The organism is Granulicatella sp., assembly GCF_057274575.1.
Map to the genome: position 1 here is coordinate 1 of NZ_DBHISP010000038.1, position 3,576 is coordinate 3,576.

The following is a 3,576-nucleotide window of genomic DNA, read 5'->3' on the forward strand; positions in this document are numbered from 1 at the left end:
AATTTCATTAAAATAATATAATAAATATCAGTAACGAATATGAATTTTCCTTTTTGTTTTCGGTAAACTAAGGGCAATATTGATTTATGAAAAAATCCTATCAAACATCCTTTTTTAGACGCGATATTTCTTGACTAATGATTACATTGTTAAATATATATGAATTATCGTTTTATATATAAGAAAAATTAAGTGTTAGGAAATATTCTTATTTTTATCAGAAATTATTATTTTCATTTTTTTGAACTTATTTTGTGGTCACCGCCACGTAGATTCCAATATATAGTGTGTTTTTTGCTCAATTTAATAATGCTCCCTTTAAAGTAGTTTACTTTTTAGTATCTACCTTAGAGGGAGCTTATTAAAGTGTATTTCGCGATTTTGCTCTTCTATTGTTTATTTTGTTTTAATTTGTAATTCGCATATGCTCTTAAAGAAATCGTTCCAAAAATAGCGACGGTTAATAAATTTAGAATACTTGCTATCCAACCTTGAGTAAATACAATCGTTGTAGAAGACTGATAGAATAAAACATCTAGTGTTGGGGCAATCAACCCAAAGATTGCAATATTCACTGACGCTTGAACCACATTAAAGCGAATCATATCATGCTGTGAAAACACTCCTTGTCGAAGACTATTTCTTCGAATCGCAAATCCAAACGTAAAACCTAACGCAGCTGAACTGATAGCCCAAGAAATCCATAAATGATCTGTATTGAATAAATCAAACAATACATGGCCAGTAAACCCAACAATGGCAGCTGGAAGTGCTCCAGCAACACCCGCAAAGAGCGCAAGGTACCCATATGCCAATTGAATATATACTCCTTCAATCGGTGTTGTAATCGACGTTAAGGTCATTAAAGCAGTCATGATGACAATTCCTAAAATTGTATAAATAACTGTCTTTTGTAATCCGTCTTTCACAATCCTCTCCTCCTCTTAATGCGATGTAGGTTCTTCTCCGATAATTCGAACTTCTGGTTCTAGAGAAACTCCATCTTTTTCTAAAATTACTTTTTGAATGTAGCGAATTAGATCCATATAATCTGTAGCCGTAGCGTTGTCAATGTTCACGATAAATCCAGCATGTTTTTTTGAGACTTGTGCCCCACCAATTTGATACCCTTGTAGTCCTGCATCTTGAATTAACTGTCCAGTAAAATATCCTTCGGGACGTTTAAAGACGCTTCCGCATGAAGGGTATTCAAGCGGTTGTTTACTTTGACGTAAATGCGTTAATTCTGCAATTTTTCCGTCAATCTCTTCTTGATTTCCTTTATCTAACTGGAACCCTACTTCAATTACTAAATCTCCAGTATTCTGAATATAGCTATGTCTATAACTAAACTCCAATTCTTTTGCAGAATAGGTCTTTAACTGACCTTCTGGTGTAATCACCTCTATATACTCTACAACTTCACTGATTTCTCCACCATATGCCCCTGCATTCATATAAATGGCTCCACCTACACTACCCGGAATTCCGCATGCAAATTCCAAACCGGTTAATCCATTTTTAGCTGCTTCTTTAGAAACGTCAATTAAAGCTACTCCGCCTTCTGCAATAATTTTTGTACCGTCTACTTTTAAATGAGACATATCATTCAACATAATTACAGCACCAGAAATCCCACCATCTTTAATGATAACATTAGAAGCATTTCCTAAAATTGTCGTTGGAATATTCTGCTCACGTAACCAGTGTGTGACTTCACTTGCTTCTTGTTTATCCTTTGGAAAAATAAGAATTGCTGCGTTCCCACCAGTCTTAGTAAATGTATATTTTTTAAGAGGTTCATTGTAAAACACTTTTACATTTGGAAACTCTTTTGAAAATACTGTATAGTCCATACTATTCTCCTTAATCGTAATCCATTTAATACTACTATTCTAATGAGTTTACGTCAAATGTTAGGAAACCTTGAGGAGCTTTTGCAGTAACAATCCTTTCACAAATCAAGTGGCTTAACAAGCTACTTTTTTCAGAAACTGGATTTTCTGATTTTGTCTGAACTGCAATGATAAAACTATGAATAATCGTTTCAAATCCACGTTTGTACAAAGTAGAATCCCAACTTGTAAAAGTATCCAACATATCATCTTGTCCCTGGGTAATCACTAAATCCGTTAAATTTCTAAGTGAATAAGTTCCACTAGGACTTTGTACTTCGATTCTTTCTAAGTTTGCTCCAGAAGTTTCATTAAATTGAACCAAGGTTGTTTCGTTTTCATTTTCTAAATAGACAGTGCATTGTTCTAATAATCCGTCCTTTTTCTTATAGAAATATGTACCATTCGTTGGAAGAGAATCCATTAAGTAAAGTGCCGTATCTAAAGGATGAATAAAAATATCAAAGACTCTAGTTCTTGTATCTTGAGAAGTTACTGTACAATTCTTTTCAGTAATAATTCTCTTCTTATTTTCTACACTTTTTAAGACTTCTACTTTAGGAGCAAAACGTCTATTAAATCCAGCCATTATGAAGGTATCGTGTTTTTTTGCTACTTGATATAACTCCAGCGTTTTTTCATAACTAGGAGCTACTGGTTTATCCATATAAACAGGAATTCCTTTTTCTAAAAATTGTTTTGCCACCTCAAAATGAGCATTTGTAGACACATGAATAAAGACTCCATCTAACGAAAATTGCAATAATTCTTCAATCGTATTGCAAGGAATACATCTCCCTAACAATTTAGATTCTCGATTCAACACTTCTTGATTTCGAGTACACATATACCATTTGACATTCCCAATCGAACGCATCACAGGTAAGTAAGCTTTTTGACTAATCGCTCCAACACCTACAATCCCAATATTTAACATTATTTATCCTTCCCATTCTTGTAGTAATTGATGAACCATTTGAGCAGAACGTTTCCCTGCTTGAACAATAAAAGTATCAAAATCAACAGCAGAGGTCCCACGCTCTGGAATATCTGAAATCGCACGAATCACAATAAATGGAACTCCAAATGCGTGACACGCTTGTGCGATTGCTGCTCCTTCCATTTCAGACGCCATCACATCTGGGAAGTGCTTTAAAATATGTGTTCTTTGCTCACGAGTATGGATAAAACTGTCAGAAGAAACGATAAGGCCTGTATGACTCTTTAAATCCACCTTAGCAATCGCTTGTTCAAGTGATGGTAAAAAATCTTGGTTCATGGCAAAACGCGCTGGCATGCCCGGCATTTGCCCGTAAACGTAATTAAAAGCAGTTACGTCAGCATCACAGTAAGCCACTTCCGTTCCGATGACGATATCTCCGATTTCAAGAGATGAACCAAACCCACCTGCAGAACCTGTATTCATCACCAAGTCTACACCGAAGCGGTCAATTAAGATTCCTGCAGCAAGAGCTGACATCACTTTTCCAATTCCAGATTGGACAAGTACGATTGACTTTCCAACAAGTGTCCCTTCAATAAATTCCCAGTTCGCAACGGTTGTTTTCTTCTCAATCGTCATCTCTTCTTCGAGCAGACGTTTTTCTTCTTCCATTGCCGCAATAATTCCAAATTTCATTCTTTCACCTCATCATTATCGTTCAATCATCTTCGCCATCAA

The 3,576-nt window shown here is 35.4% G+C and carries 4 protein-coding genes; all 4 read right to left on the reverse strand.

Features of this window, described 5'->3' with window-relative positions; translation table 11 throughout:
- Positions 1-389: 389 nt before the first annotated feature.
- Genes ACO5V7_RS08820 through ACO5V7_RS08835 form a run of 4 tightly spaced genes read right to left on the reverse strand, consistent with a single transcriptional unit; the run spans position 390 to position 3,534 of the window.
- Positions 390-929 carry an ECF-type riboflavin transporter substrate-binding protein gene (locus tag ACO5V7_RS08820; protein WP_485485886.1) on the reverse strand — a complete coding sequence of 180 codons (540 nt, stop codon included), beginning with the start codon at positions 927-929 and terminating at the stop codon, positions 390-392.
- A gap of 15 nt (positions 930-944) precedes the next feature.
- Positions 945-1,856 carry a UDP-N-acetylmuramate dehydrogenase gene (gene murB / locus ACO5V7_RS08825; RefSeq protein WP_485485887.1) on the reverse strand — a complete coding sequence of 304 codons (912 nt, stop codon included), beginning with the start codon at positions 1,854-1,856 and terminating at the stop codon, positions 945-947.
- A 34-nt stretch (positions 1,857-1,890) separates the two neighbouring features.
- The gene (locus ACO5V7_RS08830; RefSeq protein ID WP_485485888.1) at positions 1,891-2,832 is read right to left on the reverse strand and encodes a Gfo/Idh/MocA family protein; all 942 of its coding nucleotides are present in this window, start codon (positions 2,830-2,832) and stop codon (positions 1,891-1,893) included.
- A gap of 3 nt (positions 2,833-2,835) precedes the next feature.
- Positions 2,836-3,534, reverse strand: coding sequence for a 5'-methylthioadenosine/adenosylhomocysteine nucleosidase (locus ACO5V7_RS08835; RefSeq protein ID WP_485485889.1), 699 nt, complete (start codon positions 3,532-3,534; stop codon positions 2,836-2,838).
- Between the last annotated feature and the right edge of the window lie 42 nt (positions 3,535-3,576).

Bases quoted from the DNA above. Each gene is read 5' to 3' on its own strand.
- murB (WP_485485887.1), bottom strand. From the start codon at position 1,856: ATGGACTATACAGTATTTTCAAAAGAGTTTCCAAATGTAAAAGTGTTT.
- ACO5V7_RS08830 (WP_485485888.1), bottom strand. From the start codon at position 2,832: ATGTTAAATATTGGGATTGTAGGTGTTGGAGCGATTAGTCAAAAAGCT.
- ACO5V7_RS08835 (WP_485485889.1), bottom strand. From the start codon at position 3,534: ATGAAATTTGGAATTATTGCGGCAATGGAAGAAGAAAAACGTCTGCTC.